This is a genomic window from Bacillus cereus group sp. N12, assembly GCF_016483575.1.
Taxonomy (GTDB): Bacteria; Bacillota; Bacilli; order Bacillales; family Bacillaceae_G; genus Bacillus_A; species Bacillus_A toyonensis.
In genome coordinates this window covers 26904-45080 of record NZ_JAEHBO010000044.1, presented here as the reverse complement: position 1 = coordinate 45080, position 18177 = coordinate 26904, and the positions used below count along the sequence as shown (strand labels likewise).

Below are 18177 nucleotides of genomic sequence, written 5' to 3'. Positions count from 1 at the left end.
TCTTTTGAAGAAAATTTAGCCATAAAAAATGCACCTCCAATTGTTAATTATGTGTCTAACAATTGGGGTGCACTTCAAAAAGACAGTCTCTTACACTTCAATATTTCGTAACATCGTATAAATATCGTTATTCACTTTACCAAATGATTTAATGTTATTTTGAATGTTAGATAATAAAACAACATATACACTACCATTTTTACTAAAACCATTTAAACAATTCCAACCTGGCATTACACCATGATTTGAATAGCTTCCTGGATCTACATACCAGCCAAATCCGTAATCTTTTTTCACAGCAGTAAACATTTGATTATAACTCTCTTTTGAAATTAATTTTCCAGAGAAGAGTGCTTCATTAAATAAATATAAATCATGTGCGCTCGTATATATATCACCACAACCATATAGTTGTGACATGCTCGGAATATTAGGTGTTGTCATATTGTTATTCACTATTTTATAACCCGTTGATGGGAATCTTGTTTGTTCCAACGCTGTACCAAAACCAGAATGTTTCATACCCGCGGTCGCAAAAATATGCTGTTTTATATATTCTTCGAGCGACTGTCCACTTACCTTCTCAGCAATGTAAGCAAGTATAGAATAGTTTGAATCAGAATACTTCCATTTCTCTCCCGGACTCCCAATACGCTTTTGCTTTCCTATTCGTTTGATTAATTCTTCATGAGAAATATCCTCTGTCCCCTGCTCATACTCTGGAATTCCTGATGTATGTGTTAATAGATGTTTTAACTGTATGCTATTACCTTGAGGAAAGTCTGGAATATACTTTGTAACTGTATCCTCTACTTGTAACTTATTTTGATCTTTTAATTGCATAATAGCAGTCGCTACAAACGCTTTTGAAATAGAACCAATATAAAAGGTCGTCTCTGAATTATTCGGCACTTGATTCTCTTTATTAGCCATGCCGTATCCTTTATTCACAAGAACTTTCCCATTCTTCACAATAACAGCTGTTCCACTAAATCCCATGCTCTGTAAATATTGATCCAATTGAGCATTTTCATTAATTTCTTGAGGTGGTTCCTCAGCAGGCTTCTCCACAGCTTGCGCTTGCTTCACTTGTTCTTCCTGCTCTTTTTGTTTTTGTGCTTCTTGCTTCTTTTTTTCTTCTTCTTTCTTTTTTAGCTCTTCTTGTTTTTTCATTTCTGCTGCCGCTTTTAAAGTTTCCTCTTTCTTATTATGCGCAACAATTTTTGTATACATGAAATATACAAGTGATAATAGTAAGACGAGAATGATTGTTCTTTTTATGTATACAATCGGCCGACGTGCTTTCCCATTCGCATTATTTTTTTCCTGATCCATGATTGCCTTTTTCCCCTTATTTACCGATAATTTACTTTTAATTTTCACCTATATTTTGGATAATCTATTCTATAACATCACTACTTTATCACGCACTGTACATATAACCAACCTATATGTACAAAAAAGAAAAAGAAAATTTACAAAAGTAAGATTCCCGTTAAATTTTTAACATAAAAAAAGAGGATATCCTCTAAAAACTGATATTATCAGTTTTTTTGGATATCCTCTTATTTAATTATTTATACGTGTTTTTTCATATCATCGGCAACAGATTCAACATTTGTACCTACGATAACTTGTACACTTGTGTTACTTAATTTCATAACACCTTTCGCACCCGCACGTTTTAATGCAGCTTCGTTTACTTGACTAGCATCTTTCACTTGTAAGCGTAGACGTGTTGCACAGTTATCAATAACTGTTAAGTTGTCTTTTCCACCTAAAGCTGCTACGTAAGTTTCACCAATTGAACCTGCAACTGGTGCATCACCCTCTTCAACTAACTCATCGTCATCTTCACGACCAGGAGTTTTCAAGTCAAACTTCTTAATTAAGAAGTAGAATACTACAAAGTAAATTACTGCGTAAATTAAACCGATTCCCGCTAGCAATACTGGTTTTGTTGCAATACCAAAGTTTAAGAAGTAATCAATTGCACCGGCACTAAATGTGAAACCATCGTGAATGCCAAGTGATGTTGTTACGAATAAAGAAATACCTGTTAACACGGCATGAATACCATATAATACTGGTGATAGGAACATGAATGAGAATTCAATCGGTTCTGTAATACCAGTTAAGAATGAAGTCAATGCTAGGCCACCTAACATACCTGTAACCATTTTACGTTTTTCTGGTTTAGCAGCTGCAATCATTGCGAAACATGCTGCTGGTAAACCGAACATCATAACTGGGAAGAAACCAGTCATAAACATACCTGCTGTTTTATCCCCTGCAAGGAAGCGAGCAATATCACCATTTACAACGTTACCTGCTGCATTTGTAAAGTCACCAAATACGAACCAGAAGTATGTGTTCATTACATGGTGTAAGCCAATTGGAATTAATAGACGGTTTAATAAACCAAATAGACCTGAACCAACTGCACCTAAATTAACAATTCCATGAGCCAATGCATCGATGCCATTTTGAATTGCTGGCCAAATTTGTGCGAATAGAATTCCTAATATTAGCATCACAACCGATGTAACAATCGGAACGAAACGTTTTCCAGCAAAGAAACCTAACCATTCTGGAAGTTTAATCTTATGGAATTTATTATAAAGGAATCCTGCTATAACGCCGACAATAATACCACCTAAAACTTTCATATCCACTTTAGTCGATAATTCGGCGGCCTTAGATACTTGTGTCATTGTATCTGCCAGCTTAGATGGATCTATATTTGCGCTATTACCTATTAAATCTTGAACTTTACCTAATTTATCTTGTAATTCTACAGTAGAATATCCCTTACTAAGTGCATCAATACTGTTTTTCATAACCAGATAACCAATTGCACCTGCAAGACCTGCTGCACCACTACCATCAACTGAAAGACCGATTGCAATACCAATTGCAAAAATAAGTGCTAAATTATCAAAAACCGCTGCGCCGGCCTGTGCCATAACAGGAATATCAAATACATCTGGTTGCCCTAAACGAAGCAATAATCCTGCTGCTGGTAGTACGGCAATTGGAAGCATTAGCGCTTTACCAATACGTTGTAAAAACTGCAACATTTTAATTCCCCCTATCAAGTTTATGAAATCGTTATCATTATAAGTACGCCTTAGAAAACGCTTTCTATTTACATAACCATAATAACATATAGTTGTATAGATGTGTAGTTTTTATTTCCGAACTTTTTATGGATAAGTTTTCTATTTCCAAACTGTTATATAAAAGGAAAATTCTCCTTTTTCAATATAGCATAGTCGGAACGAACGACTCACTATAGAACATGTAACTTTCGTTTTATCATTCCACTTTTTCATGTTATTATTTATTTCCGAGCATATCGGGAAAAGTAAACTTAGTTAATTCGAAATAGGAGCGTTGGTACTATGCAGTGCATTGAAACAAACAACTTACAACAGTTGTTAGAACAAGTAAAACCATATACGAAAAAAGGAAAACTTGCTACTTATATCCCCGAACTAGGAAATGCAAATCCAGACGATTTAGGGATTGCCATTTTCCATAAAGAAACAGAATATATCCATGCTGGTAACTCACAGACATTATTTACTCTTCAAAGTATTTCCAAAGTAATTACACTTGCACTTGCCCTTTTAGATCGCGGTGAAGAATATGTATTTTCTAAAGTTGGAATGGAACCAACTGGTGACCCATTCAATTCTATTATTAAGTTAGAAACGACAAGTCCTTCCAAACCTCTTAATCCAATGATTAATGCGGGAGCATTAGCTATTACAAGCATGTTAGCGGGACAAGATAACGAAGAAAAAATGGAGCGCATTCTTCATTTTGTACGTGAAATAACAGATAATCCTACTATTAATTATTCTTCTAAAGTTGCCAATTCAGAATTAGAGACGGCTTACTTAAATCGTTCACTTTGTTACTATATGAAACAAAATGGAATTATCGATTGTGACATTGAGGAACTTATGGATTTATACACTCGTCAATGTGCAGTTGAAGTAAACTGTATTGATTTAGCACGTATTGGCTTAATTTTTGCAATGGACGGATATGATCCATATAAGAAAAAACAAATTATCCCTAAACATATTACGAAAATCTGTAAAACATTTATGGTTACATGCGGTATGTATAACGAATCTGGTGAATTTGCAATTCGCGTTGGTATCCCTGCAAAAAGCGGTGTAGCTGGTGGTATTTTCGGTTGCGTAAAAGGCGAGATGGGTATCGGCATTTTCGGGCCAGCTTTAGATGCAAACGGAAATAGTATCGCTGGTTTTAAAATTCTTGAACTTCTTTCTGCTCAAGAAGGTTGGAGCATTTTTTAATTGGGCGGTATCCTGCTAATATAGCAGGATTTTTTTACGGAAAATTCATTGTTACTGGTCATCAATATCCTTACGAAAACAGTACTGAAAGTTTCTCTTTATTATGCATATTTGCTCCCCCCTCCTGAATAGTATAGTACAACCTAGCGCTATATGTGGAGGTGTAAAAGATGAAACTAATATTTCAAATGGCGAAACAACCTGTTCTTGAAAAAACAATTGTTCTTTTTATATTGAGTATTGTAGAAAGCTTAAAGCTAAAAGTTGTTTCACTCGACGAAGCTCACCGATACATATTCAATTTAGAAGTACTTGAACTATTAATGGATCGAAACATCGATGATCAAGTACTAGAGCTTATACATTTCGGAATGGGACTCGAAGATATTCATCATGTACTCCCTGAAGAACTTGAGCATAGTATTGAGGAACTAAAATGGCTTTGTATCCAAGTTTTAAGTGAATATAGTATGCACGAAGAATCGGAACAATTAATTGAAGATATACGCTAAGAAGCACCTTTGTAGGTGCTTTTTATGTTTATTAAGAAATAAATATCCGATGTCGATATATGAAATTTATTCAAGTATTTCCGAGGAAATGCTCGAACATTGCCTTTCTATGTTTACAACAACTGATCTATCCCAATAAGAATTAATAATACGCCTGCAATTATCGTCGCCCATTTCCCTAAGTATTCAGCTAAAAATCGTTTTCCTATATATGAAAAGCCACTAATACAAATGAAACTAAACACCCCAGAAATACATGCCGTAAGCCACAGATTCAAATTTGTTACTCCAGCATCAAACCCACCTGCAATATTATTAATAGATAATGCCACCCCTAAAACAAGAGCCTCAGAAAAACTAATTGTTTTCGATCCATCAAAATCTGCTTTTTCTGGATCACGCAAAATCCCCAAAAGTACACTACCATCTTTAGATTCTATGGTGTCCTTTTTACTCAAGAAAGGCTGACATAAAATAAACACTCCGATTATCCCTAAAACAATTGCTCCAATCAGGTTTGCTGTAAACTCTGAAATAAATAATGCGATCCAATCCCCCAAAAAACCAGCTAATAAAGTAAATAAAAAACCAAAAAATGCGATGATAAAATTGTTAAACCACGAAATACGAATTTTACGAATGCCATATGCAATCCCAACACCTGCATTATCTAAATTAGAAGCAATTCCGATTAAAAGAATTGAAAATATACCTGCCGTACTCATAAACAGTCACCCCTTTTTCTCACTTCTCAATGCATATTATGAAAATGTTGAGCAACTGTGCCTGTCTGTTTCATATACTTGTAATAAATGCTCAACATTTTTTCAACAATAAAAAGGGGTGCCTTCACTATGCCTAAAGAAAACCCAAACGATCGGCTTGGTAAATTAATCAAAAAGCTTTTAAAAGAACGTGCCTTATCCATGCGCCAACTAGGAATACTTACAGATATTGATCCAGCAACAATCTCAAGAATTATGAATGGTAAACAACAACCAAAACAAAAACATCTACAAAAATTTGCAGAATGTCTGCAAGTTCCGCCTCAATTGTTATTTGATGAAATGTATCCTAATTCTCCTCACATAAATAAAGAAAAGACGGATATGTATACATCTCTTGATACAATTCAGCAAACTTTACAATCCTCTAACTTATTCGACTTCGATTACACAACAACTCGCGTAAAACAAGAACTTGAAACTTATGAACGCTATGCTCAAACAACAGAAGGTGAAAAACGTATTCATGAAAGTTTTTCGAGCAAGTTAGAACAGATTGATAGTGCAGGCCCTTTCATTGAACAATTAACAGATATGTATCAACAATTTTGTAATGAAACCATTTCAAAAGAAGAACGTGCAATTCTTGGGGGTGCATTACTGTATTTCATTTTATCGACCGACATTATACCCGACTATCTCTTTCCAATTGGCTATTTAGATGATGCAATTGCTGTTGAATTAGCAAAAGAGAAATTAATTGAACTAAAACGAAAGACATAGAAAAATAAAGTAAAACTTTAATCAGTAGGGGTTTTGTTCATCCCCCACTGATTATTAGCCTTCACCAATCGGGTTTTTATGGGCCGTTGATCTCCCACCTAACTTCTTTGCTTTCCCTGAATTTTGAGATGGGGGGCTTACTGCCCGGCGAATAACGGGATAAAAAACTATTTCAGTTGTTGTTTAAGTTCAACTCTGAAATAGTTCACTAAAAAATCGTACAAGTTGCAGACCCGTACGATTTCAATATACAAATCTATTTTTTCGTATGACACCATTCATATATGAACGTCGTTATTACTTTTGTAAATTCAATTAACTGTTCAACTTCAACTTTCTCATTTACAGAATGGGCCTCTTCTAGTGTACCTGGCCCATAAATAATGGCTGGGATATGAAATTCACTAAACCACCCACCATCCGTTACTGTTGCAGACATATCTAAAATTGCATTTTTAGATAAAATAGATTCATGTACCGCACTAAGAGTTTTTACAGCTACATGTTCACTATCTACTTCTAAAGAAGGAAAAATTTCACCACGATCCACAATCATCGACTCTCCGCCCCACTTAAATTGCGGTGGATTTTCACTTAACCATGGATCAGCAGCTGCTACTTTTCTTATATACGCTTCTATTTCTTCTATTATTTGTTCATGCGTTTCGTTTGGATAGAAGTGTACTGTTATCCACAATCGGCACTCATCAGCAATAAACGCTGCATGCCGACCACCTTCAATAACAGCTGGATTAATTGTTGTTGTTCCCGATGGATAGCCTTCATACGTTTTCATGACTGCCCAGTGGCGCTCCAATTCTTGTAAGCTTTGCACAATTTTCATCATTTTTTCAATTGCACTCGCTCCAAATAGACGTCCTCCGGCATGAATCATTTGTCTACGTGTTGCATCATGAAACGTTCGCGGGCTTTTCACAGTAATCCATCCAGTAATTACGCCCCCCTGTCCTTGCATATGTAAATTGCTCGTATCCACTACGACTGCAAAATCAGCATCATAACCACGTTTACAACATTGAAGTGTTCCTGCTTCTCCTACTTCTTCTCCAATTACTGATTGAAATATTAGATCACCCGGCAATTCAATTCCCGCTTCTTCTAAAAGCTGAATAGCAAATAAGGATCCAGCTAATCCACCTTTCATATCTGCCGCGCCTCTTCCAACTAACCAGTCGTCTTTTATAAACGGCTCAAACGGATTTGTTTCCCATGCCTCATCTATCGACACTTCAGCTACATCCATATGTCCATTAATAATAAGACTTTTATATGTCCCGCTTTCCGTCCCTTTTTTTACACCAACAACGTTCGGGTCATTCGGATATACCTCCCATTTATCAATACTAAAATTTCGTTTTCTTAGAAAATCTGCAACAAATTCTTGTGCTTCATTTGTATTTCTCGCTGGTGGCGCTGGTGTTTCAAAACGAATTAATGTTTTTGTAAGTTCGAGCAATTCCTCTTTCCTTGAATCTATTTGTTTTAACAACTGCGAAATTTCTGGATTCATCGCTAATTCCCCTTTGCATACGTAGTATGTTTCCAGCTTTATTTTCACAAAAAAAGAGACTGTTTACAATTTTACAGTCTCTAAATGACTCACTATTATAAAGTGAAACTATAATCAGTGGGGAGGTTCATCCCCCACTGATTATTAGCCTTCACCAATCGGGCGTTTACGGGCAGTTTATCTCCAGCCGAATTTTGAAGTGGAGTTTTACTGCCCGTTAATGCGGGGTAAACTTTCTAATTCAGTTGTGTTTGTCTTTTCAATATGTTCTACGCTACTTCTCTTATTTCTGGTAGCGCGATAAAACAGTAAACAAACAATCATAAATGGAATACCACAATATAAAGCCATTCTTTGTTCAGGAATAAAAGCCATGCCAACAATTACTGTTAAATTTAATACTAACGCAAGAAGTGGAACAAATGGATACAATGGTGTTTTAAATTTCAAATCCTTAATATCCCCGCCCTGCTTTACGTATGTCCTTCTAGCTAATAAGTTAGATAAAGCAATCGATGCCCAAACTAATATTGCTCCGAACCCTGCAATTGAAAGAAGCCATAAATAAACTGTATCTTCCGCATAAATACCTGATAATAATGAGAGGCATCCTACAATCGTGCTTACAATCAACGCATAAATAGGAACACCGTTTTTAGATAACTTACCAAAAATCGGGCTAATCATTCCTTGATTAGACATAGACCATAGCATACGGGAAGTTGCATATAATCCTGAATTCGCAACCGATAATACCGCTGTAATAATAACAAAATTTATAATATCAGCCGCATAAGGAATACCAATTTTATCAAATACGACTACAAATGGACTTTCTATCACGCCTGCTTGCTGCCAAGGAAATAGTCCTGCAAGAATAAAAATAGATAGTACAAAGAAAACGAGTATGCGCCAAACTGTATTATTAATTGCCTTTGGGATCGTTTTCTCTGGATTTTCACTCTCACCAGCTGCAATTCCAACTAGTTCTGTTCCTTGGAAAGCAAAATTAACTGCAATCATTGTAATTAAAATTGCTGATAATCCATTTGGAAACAACCCTCCATAATCAGTAAAACTAGAAAACATCGGTGCTGGTTCATTTCCTTTCATATCTAGAAAACCGAACATCGCTGCCCCGCCCAAAATAATAAATGCAATGATTGTAATTACTTTAATACTTGCAAACCAAAATTCAACTTCCGCAAAACTTCTTGAAGATAACGCATTAATAGCAAAGAGCAGTACTGCGAACACTACACACCAAATCCATGACGGTACATCGGGAAACCAGCGTTTCATCAAAATACTAACTGCAATTAATTCAATGCCTATCGTAGCAGACCAGTTTAGCCACGACATCCAGCCGACTACATAACCCGCTGCAGGCGAAATGTGCTTTGTTGCATACGTTTGATAAGATCCTGCATCAGGCATTGCAACCGCTAACTCTCCTAGACAGAGCATCGTTAAATACATAACAAACCCGCCAACAAGATACGCTATAATCGCTCCTCCAGGTCCAGCTTCATGAATTGTATAACCAGATCCTAAAAAAAGACCCGTACCAATAACCCCTCCGAGTGCAATCATAAATATGTGCCGACTTTTCAATTCCCTTTTTAATCCTTGGCTTTGATCCATCACATAAATCCCCCCTTTTCATTTTTTAAGACCCATTAATTGTAAGCGCTTTTAAAATTCTTCATCGTAAAATTAATTATTAAAAAGTGCAAAATACATATCACTTATATTAATCACTACCTGTTATTAAAAGGTCATCCCTTACTGTTATTAATAGTTTTTGATCAGCGATAGCTTGTCCTTCTACCACTTCTAAAGATTCGATATAACCACTGATGCCTACCTTAATTTCTACTTTCTGTTTATCTATCGTTTCAATTAACGCTAATTTCTCCCACTCATATACGTAAGAACTTTCAGTAACAAATAATTTCTCTACTTTCCCGTAACAAGGACTATACACGCCTTCTATAACCGTCTTCACTTAATAAATTCCTCCTCTTAATTAATTTGCACTGAAATGTCGCATACCCTATGAAAAGTTCTAATTCACCCACTCCTTCCATTTAAAGATTTCAATTATTATTTATGCAAGATACGTACCAACCTCAATATCTATATAAAAATTAAGATTTCGTACAAAAAAATCTACATAACCGCAAAATTTTTCTATCATTTAAAAAGTTTTAAAAGAAAATAGCAAAAAATTTTTGCGATTTTATGAGAATTTTAATAAAATTATAAAAAGTCAGTCTTCATAGGGTGAAACGAGGAGAAGATGATACATGCATACAGAAGAAATTAATTTCAAACAAATTATTGAAATGAATGCACTATATGAAGCTTTACTCAATGAACTCGATATCGGGATTCATATTATTAATGAGGAAGGTAAAACGATTATCTATAACCGCAAAATGATGGAAATTGAATCAATGGACCGCTTAGATGTGCTATATAAAAGTCCCTTAGAGGTATTTGCATTTGAAGAAAATAAAAATAGTACTCTTATAGAGGCATTAAAATTTGGAAAAACAAAAAAAAATATAAAACAAACGTATTTTAACAATAAAGGGCAAGAAATTACGACGATTAACGATACTTTCCCTATAATAGAAAATGGAAAAATTAAAGGCGCTATTGAAATTTCAAAAGAGATTAGTCACTTAAAGCAACCGATAAGAATGAGCCCTTCTCGAAAACAAAATACTAAATTCACCTTTGACCACATAATTGGTGATTCTGGAGCTATTCAATCAATCATTGCAGAAGGAAAGAAGGTAATTCGTACATCCTCATCTATACTTCTTGTAGGAGAAACAGGGACTGGCAAAGAACTATTTGCACAAAGTATACATAATGAAAGTCAGCGTTCAACAAAACCGTTTATTTCACAAAATTGTGCAGCTATACCTGATACCCTAATGGAAAGCTTATTATTTGGTACGAATCGAGGTGCCTTTACAGGAGCAATAGATAAATCTGGTTTATTTGAAGAAGCAAATGGCGGGACTTTGTTGTTAGATGAAATCAACTCATTAAGCCCAACGCTTCAAGCTAAGTTACTACGGGCTATACAAGAAAAAACAATACGAAGAATCGGAGGTGCACAAGAAAAAGAAATTGATGTTCGTATTATAGCAACTATTAATGAAGACCCTCTTGAAGCTATTGCACACAATCGGTTAAGAGAAGATTTATATTACCGATTAAGCGTCGTTACTTTATGTCTTCCACCTTTACGGGAACGAAAAGAAGATATTCCAGCTCTTGTTCAGCACTTTATCGAAAAGTACAATATTCAATTCGGGCTCAGCGTAACGGATGTAGATGTACATGTAAGAGAATTCTTTTATGTATACGATTGGCCCGGAAACGTACGAGAATTGGAACATATAATTGAAGGTTCAATGAACTTAATAGAAGATGAAAATATCATTACAGCGTTTCATATACCCACTCACTTTCGCGAACGAATAAAAAAAGAATTCAATATGCAACCTTCACTAACTAATTACAATGCTGATACACCTAAAACTTTAAAGCACACGATAGAAGAAATAGAAAAGAACTACATCACTCAAATTCTTAAAGAGAATAATGGTAATATCTCACAAGCAGCAAAATTTTTAGGATTGAGTAGACAAAACTTACAATATCGAATTAAAAAATTACATTTACACATATGAAATGAACCTTTCTCCAATCGCGGAAAAATTGGTAAAATATGTTACACTAAACATATAACATGCTAGAAAGGGGCGATATATATGAGTAATGATAAAAAATTAAAGTTAATACAATACTTATACTTTTTCCCTACTATTCTCTGTATGATGTTATTCATTAATGCCGATGTAAGCAGCTCTCCTTATGCAAAGCTATTAGGAACAATTTTCGGCTCCTTTGCAGCTATTATGCTTGCTGCTTTTTGGAATTTGAAAATACGTATGAAGAAAGAGAAATCTTCTTAACAGCAAAACATAAAAAAATCGAGCCTACACAGCTCGATTTTTTACTGATTAAAACTCAACACTCTCCAAATACAAACCACTTGCCTCAGCAAGACAATTAATTTGATTGCGCTGTTTTTCCTCTAAAATGTTCGGAATTGCTTCAGCATCTAATTGTCCTAATCCAACTTCAATTAATGCTCCAACAATTTTTCGCACCATATTATGAAGGAAGCCGTTACCACTTACTCTAATTTGTACAAATCCTGCCTCTTCAGAAACCTCAAGCGTATATACTTCTCGAACCATAGACTTTTTCTTAGATTTTGCATTTGAAAAAGCAGTAAAATCATGTGAACCAACTAAATGTTTCGCAGCTTTTTTCATGCTTTCCACATTTAATTTTTTATTCACGTGCATGCTGTGTTTACGCATGAATGGGTTCGTGTGCTCTTCATTCCAAATCTTATAAAGATATGTTTTCGCCTTAGAGTTGTAACGAGCATGGAAACGATCTGGCACTTCTTCTACATTTGTAATACTAATATCATTTGGTAAATATTGATTTAAATACTTTTTCACTTTATGTTCCACTAACTTCTCATCACTCTTAAAGTTAGCCACTTGATTCAAAGCGTGTACACCAGCATCCGTTCTACTACAGCCGATAATTTCAATTTCTTTCCCGACCATTTCAGATATGACACTCTCAATTTTCCCTTGAATCGTATTATCATTATTACCGAGACGTTGCCACCCTTTATAACGCGCACCGTCATACTGAATCGTTAATTTATAATTATGCATAGTATTCTCCTTCATAGAAAATATTCCCTCATATCGTGAGGGAATATGAATAAACTTTATTTTTTAACAAGTCTTACTACATTTTCTACATGAGCTGTATGCGGGAACATATCAACTGGCTGCACATATTCCACTTCATAACTCTTCATTAATGCATTCACATCACGTGCTAACGATGAAGGATTACAAGATACGTACACAACTCGTTTCGGCTGTACTTTTAAAATTGTTTCCAATAATTTATCATCGCAACCTGTACGTGGTGGATCGACAACAATTACATCTGGACGCCATCCTTCTTTTACCCACTTTGGTAACCATTGTTCAGCTTTACCTGCTTCATACTTCGTGTTTGTAAATCCGTGACGTTTCGCATTTTTTCTTGCGTCTGCAATCGCTTCTGGAATTACATCCATACCACGTACTTCCGCTGCATCATTCGCAAGCCAAAGACCAATTGTACCAACACCACAGTACGCATCTACAATTTTCTCATTCCCTGTTAAAGCAGCTGCTTTTTTCGCTTCATCATATAAAACAACCGTTTGCTCTGGATTCAGTTGGAAGAATGCACGTGCTGATAATTCAAATGATAAATCACCAAGTGTTTCTTGAATTACTTCTTTTCCAGCTAATTTAAATGTTTTGTCGCCAAAAATAACAGATGTTTTACGCCAGTTTACGTTTTGCATAATTGATTTAACAGCTGGCATCTGTTTTTGTACTTCTGCAATAAATTGTTCTTTATTTGGCAGTTCTTCTTTTGTTGTAATAAGTGTAACTTGTACTTCCCCTGTTTGAACTGCAGTACGTGTTACAATTGTGCGTACTAAACCTTTTTGTTTTTTCTCATTGTAAATAGAAACATTTAGTTTTTCTAATATACGTCTTACAACTTTTGTCGCTTCATTCGTTGCTTTATGTTGAATCATACAATGGGCAATATCAATTAACTGATGTGAGTTTTGTTTATATAACCCTGTAATAACTTTCTCGTCTTTACGCCCCACTTGTAATTGACTCTTATTACGATAATGCCATGGATTTTCCATACCAAGCGTCGGACGAATTTTCTCTTCCAAAGTGTTATTCATGTACTTCTCAAATGCTTGTACAACGATATCACGTTTTTGATTTAATTGTTCTTTATAATCTAAATGTTGTAGCTGACAGCCACCGCACTCCTCATATACTGGACATGGCGCTTTCACACGATGTGGTGAAGCTTTACGAACCTTTTTCACTTTCGCTTCAGCGAAGCCACGCTGAATTTTCGTTGTCTCAGCAACGACTTCTTCTCCTGGTAATGCCCCTGGAATGAAAACAACTTGTCTCTTAAAATAACCAACGCCTTCTCCGTTAATCCCAAGACGTTTAATTGTCACAGGAAACGTTTGACCAACTTCCAACTTACTCTCATGTTGCTTTTGTATCATGATTACACCTCTACTCTATACTTTTCCATAAATATAACGCTGCATAACTGCAGTATGGTTCACACTCTTGTTTCACGTTTTCTAAAAATGCATCATCAGGTTTATCATCTAATTGAAATACACCTTGCACTGCACGCTGAATCCCAATGTCCGCTTTCGGAAACATATTTTTCCGCCCAAGCCCAAACATTAAAAAGTTTTGCACTGTCCATGCACCAATTCCCCTAATTGGCAACAATTGTGCTGAAACTTCTTCTTCCGTCCCAGTTTCTATACTCGCTAAATCTAATGTACCACGGGCAATACGTTCTGCTAATCCTACTATATATTCAGCCTTTCGCTGACTAAACTTCTGCTCTCTCAATTCTTCTATTGAAATATTTGCTACTATTTCCGGAGTGGGGAAAAAGAATACACCGTTCTTCTCTGTTCCATACCGTTTCACAAATTGTTCTGTTAGCACAGTAGCAAATTTCAAATTTATTTGTTGGTGAATGATACAGCGAAGAAGACAAGCAAAATAATCAAATTCTAAAATAATTGGAGTATAAGCATATGTTTCAAATAGTGGACGTAATGATGTGTTTAAAAAATGATTTTGTATATCTTGAAACGGTTCATTCCAATGAAAAATGGCCCTCATTCGTTTCATGACTTTCTCCGGATCTCCTGTCTGACTAGAAATCCAAAACTGTGGATTTTGAACAGTACCAATCCCTTGCAAGCGAACAACAACCTGTTCCTCGTCTATACAAAGCGGGACATAAATGACTTTCTCATCTAATTGAATGACGTTGAGAGGATCAAAAGATAAACGTTTTAATACTTCTTCAAAATGATACGGATACTCTAACGTAACATGTTCGCTCCACATACGTTTCCCCATCCTTTTTACACATCATTATAGCATGAGAAAACCGCAAGCATACATGCTTACGGTTGATTGCTTTTCACTAAGTCATCTAGACTTTTAAAATGATACCCTTTCTCGCGCAAATCATCAATGATTTTCGCAAGTGCTTCTGCATTATCTTTTGATATTGCATGAAGTAATAAAACAGATCCTGGATGAATCATCGTCATTACATTGTTATGCGCATATTGCCACCCTCTTTGCTGATCCACTTTCCAATCAAGAAATGCAAGTGACCAAAATACATTATAGTAGCCCATTTCTTTCGTAAGAGCTAATGTTCTTTCACTAAATACGCCGCGCGGAGGACGTACATATTTCACTTCTTTTTGCCCTGTTACTTTTTTTATTTCCTCTGTTACACTCGTTAATTCTTCACGAAGTTTTGCATCGTTTACTGCTGTAAAATCTGGGTGACTCCAAGAATGATTCCCAATAATATGCCCTTCATTTTTCATTCGTAACAACAAATCTTTTTGAGTTTTAATATAATGCCCTGTTACAAAGAACGTGGCTGGTACCTTCTTCTCTTTTAATACATCTAAAATTTGTCCTGTATAACCATTTTCATATCCATTATCAAATGTTAAATAAATATCTTTTTTCTTCGTATCCCCTAAATAAAATCCGCCATTTTTTTGTAGCAATTCTGTATAAAGTTTCCCTGCATCTGGTACTGTTTCATTTTTAGGACGCGGAATTCCCCAGTTATGTGGAGTGTTTGTATAAGCCAATGTTGAAACTGGAACAAGTGCCATCATAATTGAAAGAATGAGACCTATATATAACCATTTATATTTCATAAATAGTCTCCTTTCCATATATAATCGTACCTGTAGTTTCTGTTTCCCTGCTTTCTTTCATGCTGAACATGTTTTTCTATATATACCAAAAAAATGCACCTCGAATCATTCGAGGTGCATTTTTGTTTACTTAAATACTGGCTCTTTAAAGCTCGCTAATTTTTCAAGCGATGTTTTATCAACATCGGCATGCAAACTATTGCCATGAGAGTCCATCGTTACAACGGCTTTAAAACCTTCAATTCGTAAATGCCACATTGCTTCTGGAATACCAAATTGTAAGAAATCAACATCTTTCACTTCTTTAATACATTCCGCATAATATTGCGCAGCACCGCCAATTGCGTTTAAGTACACGCCGCCGTGTTCTTCTAATGCTGCTAATGTTTTTGCACCCATGCCGCCTTTACCAATTACAGCACGAATACCAAATTTCTTCATAATATCCCCTTGGTATGGTTCTTCACGAATACTTGTCGTTGGTCCTGCTGCTTTAATTTGCCAATTGTCATTCTCGTCTTTCACTACAACTGGACCACAGTGATAAATAACTTGTCCATTTAAGTCTACTGGACAATCGTTATCCATTAAATGTTTATGGATTGCATCACGACCTGTATACATCATGCCATTAATTGTTACAACATCACCAACGCGAAGTTCACGAATTTGCTCTTCTGTAATTGGTGCTTGCAATACAATTTCACGTTGCTCTGTTTTTTCTTGCACTTCTTGCTCCAGTGTATCGTCGCCTTCTTGATATAGCCAATCCATAATTTCTCCTGTTTCAGGATGGATTTTTACACCAAGGCGGCGATATGCCCAACAATTATACGCAACAGATACGTAGAAGCTAGCTGGCAGGCGATTATATACGCCAATTTTACAACCAAGTAAAGTTGTTTCTCCGCCGAATCCCATCGTACCAATGCCAAGCTTATTCGCATTTTCTAATACGTATTCTTCAAGTTTTTGTAACTCTGGTACAGGATTGATGTCATCTAATGTACGGAATAATTGATTTTTCGCTAATTCGTAACCTGATGTTCGGTCTCCCCCGATACCAACACCAATTACACCTGCACTACATCCTTGACCTTGTGCTTGATATACAGCATGAAGAAGGCATTTACGAATTCCTTCTAAATCACGGCCTGCGCGTCCAAGTCCTTCTAATTCACACGGTAAGCTATATTGAATATTTTTATTCTCACAACCGCCGCCCTTTAAAATTAAACGTGCATCAATATAATCTTTTTCCCATTGCTCAAACTTAATAACTGGTGTACCTGGTCCTAAATTGTTTCCACTATTGTCTCCAAAAAGAGAATCAACAGAGTTGGGACGAAGTTTACCATCTTTTGTCGCCCGCTCAAGTGCACTATAGATAGCTTCCTTCAGTTTTAATTGATTCACACCAACTGGTGTATAAATTTTAAAAGTTGGCATCCCTGTATCTTGGCAAATCGGCGAGATGTTATCATCTGCCATTTTAATGTTATTCGTAATTGTGCCAAGTGCCATCGCTGAACGAGTCCCTGCGTTTTCTCGCTCTTTCGCTTGTTGAATCGCACGACGAACATCTTTCGGTAAGTTCGTTGACGTTTCAACAACTAGTTGATACATACTTTCTTGAAGCTTTTCCATTGTTACTTCCCCCTCAATTGTGAACGCTACCAAAACGTTACGAGATGAAAATTCCATCGTTATACTCTTCAGCCCTTTATTTATCCCGCATGAACGGGCAGTAAGACTCCCACCTCGAAATTTGACTAGAGCAAAGAAGTTAGGTTGGAGCCCTGCTGCCCGTAAACGCCCGATTGGTGAAGGCTAATAATCAGTGGGGAATAAACTTCCCCACTGATTAAAGTTTCACTTTATTTCATGCTATTAAAGTATAAATGAGATTTTTCACAACTTGATTATACCTTTTTTTCTATATTCCTTCTATTATCCGTACAGAAAAAGGCTACCAATTTTGTATTGGCAGCCTTTTTAATATATTATTCGTCTTTTTTAAATTGCTCACATTTTAATTCTAATTCATCTAACATCGCAAGAAGACGATCTACATCTTCTAACTCTACTTCTTCAGGTTCAATTGTATCAATTACTTCAATGAACATATTTAAACGCTCTTTTAAATATACTAATTGTGTATCTTTATCTTGAATTGCTTTTCCCATGAAGGCACTCTCCTTTTAATTCGAGTTACTTTTATTATACCGCAAAAATGATTGCTATGGGCATGAAATTTCATCAATTTTGTCACGATTATCCGCTATAATGTAAGCCCTCTCTCTTTTTCCGCTAAAAAGTTTCACTTTATAAAAAGTACATATTCTTCTATTATAGA

General features: G+C 35.7%; 17 protein-coding genes. 5 read left to right on the top strand and 12 right to left on the bottom strand.

Annotated elements, in window-relative coordinates; translation table 11 throughout:
- Positions 1-90: 90 nt before the first annotated feature.
- Positions 91-1335: a serine hydrolase domain-containing protein gene (locus JDS92_RS19020; protein ID WP_199632327.1), complete on the bottom strand. Its 1245-nt coding sequence runs from the start codon at positions 1333-1335 to the stop codon at positions 91-93.
- A gap of 242 nt (positions 1336-1577) precedes the next feature.
- Entirely contained in the window at positions 1578-3080 is a 1503-nt protein-coding gene (gene nagE / locus JDS92_RS19015) for an N-acetylglucosamine-specific PTS transporter subunit IIBC (RefSeq protein ID WP_000938904.1), read from the bottom strand.
- A 324-nt stretch (positions 3081-3404) separates the two neighbouring features.
- Here nagE and glsA point away from each other — a divergent pair, with 324 nt between their 5' ends.
- The gene (gene glsA, locus JDS92_RS19010; protein ID WP_001149858.1) at positions 3405-4334 is read left to right on the top strand and encodes a glutaminase A; all 930 of its coding nucleotides are present in this window, start codon (positions 3405-3407) and stop codon (positions 4332-4334) included.
- 170 nt (positions 4335-4504) lie between these two features.
- The gene (locus JDS92_RS19005) at positions 4505-4846 is read left to right on the top strand and encodes a DUF3969 family protein (RefSeq protein ID WP_000766598.1); all 342 of its coding nucleotides are present in this window, start codon (positions 4505-4507) and stop codon (positions 4844-4846) included.
- Between the two features lie 113 nt (positions 4847-4959).
- On the opposite strand, the gene ytaF is transcribed toward JDS92_RS19005, so the two are convergent.
- Positions 4960-5571 carry a sporulation membrane protein YtaF gene (gene ytaF / locus JDS92_RS19000; RefSeq protein WP_199632326.1) on the bottom strand — a complete coding sequence of 204 codons (612 nt, stop codon included), beginning with the start codon at positions 5569-5571 and terminating at the stop codon, positions 4960-4962.
- A gap of 129 nt (positions 5572-5700) precedes the next feature.
- On the opposite strand from ytaF, the gene JDS92_RS18995 reads away from it, so the two are divergent.
- On the top strand, positions 5701-6354 hold the full coding sequence (locus JDS92_RS18995; protein WP_001123710.1) for a DUF1232 domain-containing protein: 654 nt from the start codon (positions 5701-5703) through the stop codon (positions 6352-6354).
- A 256-nt stretch (positions 6355-6610) separates the two neighbouring features.
- Here the strand turns inward: JDS92_RS18995 and JDS92_RS18990 are convergent, their stop codons facing one another.
- From JDS92_RS18990 to JDS92_RS18980, 3 genes are all read right to left on the bottom strand, one after another.
- Positions 6611-7933, bottom strand: a complete 1323-nt coding sequence (locus JDS92_RS18990) for an acetylornithine deacetylase (protein ID WP_106081024.1) — start codon at positions 7931-7933, stop codon at positions 6611-6613.
- Between the two features lie 159 nt (positions 7934-8092).
- Positions 8093-9532: an amino acid permease gene (locus JDS92_RS18985; RefSeq protein ID WP_000969264.1), complete on the bottom strand. Its 1440-nt coding sequence runs from the start codon at positions 9530-9532 to the stop codon at positions 8093-8095.
- Between the two features lie 106 nt (positions 9533-9638).
- Positions 9639-9893, bottom strand: a complete 255-nt coding sequence (locus JDS92_RS18980; RefSeq protein WP_000859494.1) for a biotin/lipoyl attachment domain-containing protein — start codon at positions 9891-9893, stop codon at positions 9639-9641.
- Positions 9894-10194: 301 nt separating this feature from the next.
- Here JDS92_RS18980 and JDS92_RS18975 point away from each other — a divergent pair, with 301 nt between their 5' ends.
- Positions 10195-11598, top strand: a complete 1404-nt coding sequence (locus JDS92_RS18975; protein WP_199632325.1) for a sigma-54 interaction domain-containing protein — start codon at positions 10195-10197, stop codon at positions 11596-11598.
- Positions 11599-11679: 81 nt separating this feature from the next.
- Complete coding sequence (locus JDS92_RS18970; protein WP_000063850.1) at positions 11680-11883, top strand: hypothetical protein; 204 nt, start codon at positions 11680-11682, stop codon at positions 11881-11883.
- 48 nt (positions 11884-11931) lie between these two features.
- Here the strand turns inward: JDS92_RS18970 and truA are convergent, their stop codons facing one another.
- The 6 genes from truA to JDS92_RS18940 all read right to left on the bottom strand — a co-directional run bounded on the left by truA (position 11932) and on the right by JDS92_RS18940 (position 18007).
- Entirely contained in the window at positions 11932-12669 is a 738-nt protein-coding gene (truA, locus tag JDS92_RS18965) for a tRNA pseudouridine(38-40) synthase TruA (RefSeq protein WP_000553127.1), read from the bottom strand.
- A gap of 56 nt (positions 12670-12725) precedes the next feature.
- Positions 12726-14105, bottom strand: a complete 1380-nt coding sequence (gene rlmD / locus JDS92_RS18960) for a 23S rRNA (uracil(1939)-C(5))-methyltransferase RlmD (protein WP_000615220.1) — start codon at positions 14103-14105, stop codon at positions 12726-12728.
- A gap of 10 nt (positions 14106-14115) precedes the next feature.
- Positions 14116-14979, bottom strand: coding sequence for a DNA-3-methyladenine glycosylase family protein (locus JDS92_RS18955; protein ID WP_000269448.1), 864 nt, complete (start codon positions 14977-14979; stop codon positions 14116-14118).
- Positions 14980-15038: 59 nt separating this feature from the next.
- On the bottom strand, positions 15039-15821 hold the full coding sequence (pdaA, locus tag JDS92_RS18950) for a delta-lactam-biosynthetic de-N-acetylase (RefSeq protein ID WP_097957055.1): 783 nt from the start codon (positions 15819-15821) through the stop codon (positions 15039-15041).
- Positions 15822-15947: 126 nt separating this feature from the next.
- Positions 15948-17468, bottom strand: coding sequence for a class I fumarate hydratase (gene fumA, locus JDS92_RS18945; RefSeq protein ID WP_000413539.1), 1521 nt, complete (start codon positions 17466-17468; stop codon positions 15948-15950).
- A gap of 356 nt (positions 17469-17824) precedes the next feature.
- Positions 17825-18007, bottom strand: coding sequence for an SE1561 family protein (locus JDS92_RS18940; RefSeq protein WP_000513558.1), 183 nt, complete (start codon positions 18005-18007; stop codon positions 17825-17827).
- Between the last annotated feature and the right edge of the window lie 170 nt (positions 18008-18177).

What these genes read in the sequence shown, in the direction of transcription:
- ytaF (WP_199632326.1), bottom strand. Translation starts at nt 5,571, where the DNA reads ATGAGTACGGCAGGTATATTTTCAATTCTTTTAATCGGAATTGCTTCT.
- rlmD (WP_000615220.1), bottom strand. Translation starts at nt 14,105, where the DNA reads ATGATACAAAAGCAACATGAGAGTAAGTTGGAAGTTGGTCAAACGTTT.
- JDS92_RS19020 (WP_199632327.1), bottom strand. Translation starts at nt 1,335, where the DNA reads ATGGATCAGGAAAAAAATAATGCGAATGGGAAAGCACGTCGGCCGATT.
- JDS92_RS18940 (WP_000513558.1), bottom strand. Translation starts at nt 18,007, where the DNA reads ATGGGAAAAGCAATTCAAGATAAAGATACACAATTAGTATATTTAAAA.
- JDS92_RS18975 (WP_199632325.1), top strand. Translation starts at nt 10,195, where the DNA reads ATGCATACAGAAGAAATTAATTTCAAACAAATTATTGAAATGAATGCA.
- fumA (WP_000413539.1), bottom strand. Translation starts at nt 17,468, where the DNA reads ATGGAAAAGCTTCAAGAAAGTATGTATCAACTAGTTGTTGAAACGTCA.
- truA (WP_000553127.1), bottom strand. Translation starts at nt 12,669, where the DNA reads ATGCATAATTATAAATTAACGATTCAGTATGACGGTGCGCGTTATAAA.
- JDS92_RS18955 (WP_000269448.1), bottom strand. Translation starts at nt 14,979, where the DNA reads ATGTGGAGCGAACATGTTACGTTAGAGTATCCGTATCATTTTGAAGAA.
- JDS92_RS19005 (WP_000766598.1), top strand. Translation starts at nt 4,505, where the DNA reads ATGAAACTAATATTTCAAATGGCGAAACAACCTGTTCTTGAAAAAACA.
- pdaA (WP_097957055.1), bottom strand. Translation starts at nt 15,821, where the DNA reads ATGAAATATAAATGGTTATATATAGGTCTCATTCTTTCAATTATGATG.
- nagE (WP_000938904.1), bottom strand. Translation starts at nt 3,080, where the DNA reads ATGTTGCAGTTTTTACAACGTATTGGTAAAGCGCTAATGCTTCCAATT.
- JDS92_RS18970 (WP_000063850.1), top strand. Translation starts at nt 11,680, where the DNA reads ATGAGTAATGATAAAAAATTAAAGTTAATACAATACTTATACTTTTTC.
- glsA (WP_001149858.1), top strand. Translation starts at nt 3,405, where the DNA reads ATGCAGTGCATTGAAACAAACAACTTACAACAGTTGTTAGAACAAGTA.
- JDS92_RS18995 (WP_001123710.1), top strand. Translation starts at nt 5,701, where the DNA reads ATGCCTAAAGAAAACCCAAACGATCGGCTTGGTAAATTAATCAAAAAG.